5 protein-coding genes and 1 pseudogene are annotated in these 6549 nt (G+C 62.6%); 4 read left to right on the forward strand and 2 right to left on the reverse strand.

Annotated features, from left to right (window positions below):
- Nucleotides 1–886: 886 nt before the first annotated feature.
- A complete protein-coding gene (locus tag NKH35_RS30435) occupies nucleotides 887–1705 on the reverse strand; it encodes a dihydrodipicolinate synthase family protein (RefSeq protein ID WP_352917397.1) in 819 nt (272 codons plus the stop codon).
- A gap of 52 nt (nucleotides 1706–1757) precedes the next feature.
- Entirely contained in the window at nucleotides 1758–2990 is a 1233-nt protein-coding gene (locus NKH35_RS30440) for a trans-sulfuration enzyme family protein (protein WP_023697828.1), read from the reverse strand.
- 73 nt (nucleotides 2991–3063) lie between these two features.
- On the opposite strand from NKH35_RS30440, the gene pdxR reads away from it, so the two are divergent.
- The 4 genes and pseudogenes from pdxR to NKH35_RS30460 all read left to right on the forward strand — a co-directional run.
- A complete protein-coding gene (gene pdxR / locus NKH35_RS30445; RefSeq protein ID WP_352917401.1) occupies nucleotides 3064–4569 on the forward strand; it encodes a MocR-like pyridoxine biosynthesis transcription factor PdxR in 1506 nt (501 codons plus the stop codon).
- Between the two features lie 157 nt (nucleotides 4570–4726).
- Nucleotides 4727–5218, forward strand: coding sequence for an MOSC domain-containing protein (locus NKH35_RS30450; RefSeq protein ID WP_023704114.1), 492 nt, complete (start codon nucleotides 4727–4729; stop codon nucleotides 5216–5218).
- A gap of 6 nt (nucleotides 5219–5224) precedes the next feature.
- Complete coding sequence (locus NKH35_RS30455; RefSeq protein WP_352917399.1) at nucleotides 5225–6175, forward strand: PDR/VanB family oxidoreductase; 951 nt, start codon at nucleotides 5225–5227, stop codon at nucleotides 6173–6175.
- Between the two features lie 51 nt (nucleotides 6176–6226).
- Nucleotides 6227–6549 (forward strand): annotated as a pseudogene (locus NKH35_RS30460) (transketolase); the annotation flags it as partial.

The following is a 6549-nucleotide window of genomic DNA, read 5'->3' on the forward strand; positions in this document are numbered from 1 at the left end:
CGGCAGGCCCCTCATTGGCTACACGAAATGAACTGGGACAACTATCGATGGGGGCCTACCTCGACCCGCAACCTCCACGACTGGACCCTCAGGTTTCCGGCTATCGTCCCGGGCGGTGGCCGAGCTCGGCGCCTCGGACGCGATAATAGGCGGTGAGGCGTTCGTCGTTGACCAGAAGGCTTGTCGCGCATTCCCAGTCTTCAGCGGGCTCTTGGCCGCGGCGGGAGACGTCAGGACCATGCTTGCCCGCTTCGACCTGCTCAAGATCGACGGCGAGGGTCTTCGCGATCGGCCACTCGTCGATCGGCGCAAAGCGCTAGTTAACCTGCTGAGACGCCGCCAAACGGCATCGTTCTGAGCGACGAGATCAGCGGCGGCAGCGACATTCTCGCGCAAGTCTCCCAGTTCGGCCTCGATGGGCATCGTCTCCAAGCTGCGTGTCAGTCCATATCGATCCGGCCGGCGCCAAGAATGGGTGAGACAAAATGCGTGCTGAGTGATGAGTTCATCGTCATCGGCTGCGAACCCGGCAACAGTTACAGCGGTCGGGAAGCGTGCTCTGGCGAATGTCGAGGACGGAAATCTGGTGTTCGCCGGCGGCATTGGCACCGGCTTCAATGCGCGCACCGGGCCGGAAGTAAAGCGCCGGCTCGATGCCATTCCAATGGATAAACCACCGATTCCTAGTTTGAAGGCGAACGGTGCGGCATGGGCGGAGTGCCCTGCGCAGTCTGTACCTCCGCAGTCGATTGTCGAGTTCGAAGGGGGTGTGATTGGCGTCGAGACCGCTCCAGCCATGGCTATCAGCACGCCGAGTGCGTTGTTTTCGATCAGTTCTCGAAATGAGCGGGTAAATACCTTTCACTTGCCGAACGGGGTTTGCTGTTCACCGGCTGGCATCCGATGGCAAACCTTTCAACGCGGCGGCGATCTGGCGCTTCGCTGCTGGGGGCAGAGGCAGGATGGGACGCGGGGGTTCGGCACTGCAAACGTCGAGCAATTCAGCGAGTGCATAGACGACGCGAAGGCTCGAGAACTCCTTGAAGAGGCTCCAGATCGGGACCAGCGCGGCATTGATCCGTCGCGCTTCGGCCGCATCGCCCTGTTGCGCCGCTGTGACGATCGTCATGCAGACCTCGGGCAGGATGCCCGCGAGGACGCTGTACCATGTGTCGGCGCCGGCGATCATGGCCTCGGCGGCGTTCCAGTCGCCGCTGTAACCAATCGAGAACCCTTCCGGCAGTGTGCGCCTCTGGGCGGTCAGGTGGTTCTTGATCGCATCGCTTTTGTCTGTCGGATTCTTGATGGCGACAATCCCAGCCACCTTTGCCAGGCGGCTGACAAGGGGTGGACTGAAATGGAAATGCGTCGTTCCTGGATTGTCGTAGACGACGATCGGCAGGCCGCTTTCGCGCGCCACAGTGGAGAAATGCGCGAGCCCCACGTCATCATCGGTGCGCAGCGCGCCCACACCCACCACGACCGGCATTTGCCCCGCCGTTTGGTCCAAGGTCTCGGAGAGCGCCCGCCGCCGTTGCTCGCGCGACAGACAGATGTATGTGCCGGTGCTGCCGAGAAGACCGATGGAATCGACCTGAGCAATGCCAAGCCGAGCAATCAGCCTGCGCAGGGCAACGCTATCGACGCGGCCGTCACGATTGGTCGGGGTGATGGGGAACGCGGAAAGACCGCTCAGGAATGCCATGGCAAGGCTCCAGATCTATGTGTGAGCGCAGAGGTGGCCGCACGCCAGGTCATTACAAGACGTCCAAAGCCCGCCGCAGATCGGCGATCAGGTCATCAGCGTCTTCAAGCCCCACCGAGAGACGCATGAGATCCTCGCCGACTCCATCGGCCAAATGGGCATCCTTGCGGATCGGCTGCCGAGCACGGGTGAGGCTTGCTGGATGATAGATGAGGCTGTCGGCATCGCCGAGGCTGACGGCGCGAATGATCAGGTTGAGCCGGTCCATCATCCGGCGCGCTCCTTCGTATCCAGCGTGGAGGCCAAAGGCCAACATGCCCGATCCGTTGGACATCTGTTTTCGCGCCGTCACCTGATCAGGGTGCGAGTCGAGGAACGGATAACTCACAAATGCCACCGCCGGGTGCGCTTCCAGCGCCCGAGCCACCGCAAGGGCTGTGGCGCTGTGCCGTTCCATACGCAGCGTCAGCGTCTTGAGACCGCGCAGGATTAGGAAAGCTGACATGGGCGAGAGCGCTGCGCCGGTGATGTAGCGCAGGCCCGTTTCATGCAGCGTACGGAGCGTCTGGGCGTCGCCGAGAAGCGCCCCGCCAAGGGCATCGCCATGACCATTGATGTACTTGGTCATCGAATGGAGCACGATGTCCGCCCCGTGCTCAAGCGGTCGCTGGAGCGCGGGCGAGGCGAAGGTGCTGTCGACTGCAACCCTTACACCGCGCGCGTGAGCGCGCTCGGCAATTGCCGCTATGTCGAGGATGCGGCTCAGCGGATTCACCGGCGTCTCGAAGAAAACCAGCCGCGTCCGCTCGGTGATCGCAGCATCGAGATTGTGAGGATTTGACAGATCGACCGCGACGACCTTGATGCCGAAGCGGGGGACCGCCTGTTCGACCATGGCAAGCGTGTTCGCATAAAGCGTCTTGTGGACGATGAGTTCATCGCCCTGGGACAGGAGCGACAGGATCAGAGTGCCGAAGGCCGCCATCCCCGAGGCAACAACCAGCCCTGCCTCGGCTCCTTCCAGATTCGCGAGCCGCTGCTCGAGGATCTCGGTCGTGGGATTGTATTCGCGCGCATATAGCCTTCCACCAAGGGCGGCGGCGGCATCGTTTGCTGCCACGCTTTCGAACCCATAGGTTGACGTCAGGAACACTGGCGGCTGGACGGCATTGGAAAAGCCGGCCGGATCGTAGCCATGATGGATCGCCCGGGTGGCAAATCCGGGGCTGGTGCGGTTGAGCGACCCCGTGGGAGCATCGGTTTCGGATTGATGGGAGCTGGTCATTCGGCCTCTGCGATCTCTCTTGGGGTTCGAAAGATTGACGGCAACCTGGCCAATGTGAAATATCCAGTTGGCGATGAAAGAGATGGTCCAGTCTTCAAGTGCCGGGTCTGCAGCGCGCTCGCACGCGATGGGTGCACGCCAGATATACGAAGCCCTTCGCGAGCAAATCCTCGGCGGCGTCTACGAAACCGGCAGTCAGTTGCCATCCTCCCGGGCCCTGGCAAATGACCTCGGCGTTTCGCGAACCACGGTGACGGTCGCCTATGAACAACTGGCTGCGGAGGGTTTCATCGAAGTCCGTCAAGGCGCACGACCTCGCGTTGCGTCTTCGTTGATGGGCCATGGGACGGGGCGCACTCACGCGCAACCGGTCGGCCCAATCCACCTGTCCGCATATGGCGAGCGGCTGCGCGCGACGTCACCCTGGCCAGATTATCTGCCGACTGGGCTGAAGGTCGAGTTCCGCTATGGCGACCTCGCGCCGTCGGATTTCCCTTCATTGGTCTGGAAACGCGCGATGAACGAGGCGATGGGGCAGCGCCCGCTGCGTCTTGCCTATGACGATCCTCGCGGCTCGCGCCGGCTTCGCCAGGCGCTTCAGGGCTATCTCTGGCGCGCCCGGACCCTGAGCTGCGACCTCGACCAGATCATAGTTGTGAACGGTTCGCAGCAGGGCCTTGATCTGTGCGCGCGCCTGCTTCTCGATCCCGCCGACCGTTTCGTCATCGAGGATCCGTGCTACAGGATGGCGCGTCAGGTCTTTGCCAGTACGGGTGCCTCACCCATCCCGGTCATCGTCGACGAAGACGGGATGAGGACCGAGTTGCTAGCGGGGATCGGAGCACGACTGGCTTATGTGACGCCATCGCATCAGTTTCCGCTGGGCGGCGTCATGCCGATCGCGCGCCGCCATCAGCTTCTGAAATGGGCGCGGCACAACAACGCCTATGTGATCGAGGACGACTACGACAGCGAATATCGCTACGACATCAATCCGGTCCCTCCGCTGCACAGTCTCGAGGACCACGGGGCTGTCATCTACCTCGGCACGATCTCCAAAACGCTCTCGCCGATGCTGCGCATCGGCTACCTCGTCGTCCCGCCCGAATTGCAGGAGGTCTTCGCAACCGCCAAACAATTCGCAGACCGGCATTCGCCGGTCGCTGAACAGGAAGCGCTGGCATCGTTGATCGAGAGCGGCGGCTACGAAAGCCATGTGCGCCGTGTGCGCAGGCTGAACGGCGAGCGTCGGGAAACGTTGTTGGGTGCCTTGCAGCACAGCTTCGGGGATCGCATCACTGTCCAGGGAGCAGATGCGGGACTGCACGGCGCGGTTTGGTGCAATGACCTGCCACGATCGCGGGAAACGGCCTTGGTCGAATCCGCCCGCGACGCTGGCCTGGGGCTACACCTGATCTCGCCGCTCTACGAACGGCTATCGGACGAAGGCCGCACCGATCGCGTCGGACTTGTCATGGGCTATGCCGCCTTGAGCATTCGGCAGATCGGGAAGGGCGTTGAGGTCCTGCGAGAGGTTGTCAAGCAGGTGCAAGACGCGATGCCGGCGCGGAACAACTGAGCCGGGGCGACGCCGAAAGCTGGCGCTGAAACGGTCCGAGGGCCCCCCGTATTTCTTTCCAAACAGCCAACTGGACCGGGAAAATGCCATGCAACTGGCGCTGTTGATCAGGCCAGTTTTGCAGCAGGTTTCCACGGACGAATTTCCGAGAGCGATGATGACCTGGCGAGGAAAGCTGCTTCACGTCCATATCGCGCCTGCCGCCTCCTATGAAATGGAGGAGCTGGCGCAGGCGCAGCTTATTGCCGGCCAAGGCGTTGTCGGAGACCGCTACTACCTGGGGACGGGGACCTATTCCGCGCGTCCTGACGTTCGCGAAGTGACGCTGATCGAAGCTGAAGTCTTGGACGCCATCGCCCAGGGCGAACCCAGAATTCCGGGCTTCAAGGCCAAGCTCGCACCCGAAGATCACCGGCGCAATCTGACGACACGAGGCGTTCCGCTTAGCCATCTTGTCGGCAAACGCTTCCGGGTCGGGGAAACGATTCTCAGGGCCGCCCGGATGAATGTGCCGTGCAAGTATATCGAGGAGTTGCTCGGGCTTCCGGGTCTCTACGAGGGGCTTCTGAACCGCTCCGGCCTGAACTGCACAATCGAGGTCGGGGGCGTGATCCGCCCCGGTGATCTGATCTTGCCCATCGACGAGTGAAACGCCATGGCCTCGCCGCGCATCATCATGAAGCTGACCGTGACCGCCGCCCGCAAGGAGCCGGGCGACGTGCTGGTCATCGACCTGAAACACCCACGCAAACCTGTGCTGCCGGCGTTCGAAGCGGGTTCTCACGTCGACGTCCATCTGCCTGAAGGGAAGGTGCGTCAGTATTCACTTTGCGGCGACCCGACCGAGCTTGGCCGCTACACCATCGCGGTGAAGCGCGAGAATGACGGCCGTGGCGGCTCGGCGTGGATCCACGAAACCATTGCCGTCGGCTCCACACTGCCTGTCTCCGCGCCACGCAACCATTTTGCGCTCAAGCCAGGCGAGGGGCCGACTTTGCTGCTGGCAGGGGGAATCGGGATCACCCCGATTCTGGCCATGGCGCGCGCGCTCACCCGGCAGGCCAAGCCCTTCGAGTTGCACTATTTCACCCGCAGCCGGGCGCTCACGCCACTCTTGGCGGCGATCGGGAGCGATCTTCCTGGCGGCAATGTGCGGATCCATTTCGACGACGAGCCTCAGACCCGGCAGAACATCGCCGCGCTGCTGGCGAACCGTTCGGACGACGCGCAGACATACTACTGCGGACCGCCTGGCTTCATGGCGGTTGTGGGGCGCGCGGCTCAACACTGGCCCGAGGGTACTGTTCATTTCGAAACTTTCCAGCCTCCCGAGTTTGATGGCGCGCCACCGGAACCGTTCGTCATAGAACTGGCTGAGGGCAGGGTGGTTGAGGTTTCGGCTGAGACCACGGCACTGGCCGCCTTGCGTGCGGCCGGTGTGCCGTTGATGGCCTCGTGTGAGAACGGGGTGGGCGGGACCTGCGAATGCGCAATGCTGGAGGGACAGCCGATCCATCGGGATGCCGTCCTGTCCAAGGAGGCACGCGGCCACCGCTTCATCCCCTGTGTGTCGCGCGCGACAGGTGTGTTGAAACTCGATCTTTGACCATTTGGGCGGGGGTCCTGTGAGACCGGCAGCTGATTTGCGGGAAACTGAATGACGAGGAAACTGGAATATCTGAACGAGATCGAGCGCTGCGTCTCCTGGCTCGCAGCCTGGACGATCCACCACGCCAACCACGTCCGCGAGGGCGATGAGATCAAGGTCGGGGGGCATCAGGCCTCGTCCGCGTCGCTGAGTACCATCATGACCGCGCTCTACGGTTCGGTCCTGCGCCCGCAGGATCGGGTGGCGGTCAAACCCCATGCGGCGCCGATCTTCCATGCACTTCAGTATCTGGCGGGCAACCAGACCCCGGAAAAGCTCATGAACTTCCGCGGCTACAAGGGCGCGCAGAGCTACCCTTCGCGGACGAAGGA

It is taken from the genome of Mesorhizobium sp. M1143 (assembly GCF_040318435.1).
Taxonomy (GTDB): Bacteria; Pseudomonadota; Alphaproteobacteria; order Rhizobiales; family Rhizobiaceae; genus Mesorhizobium.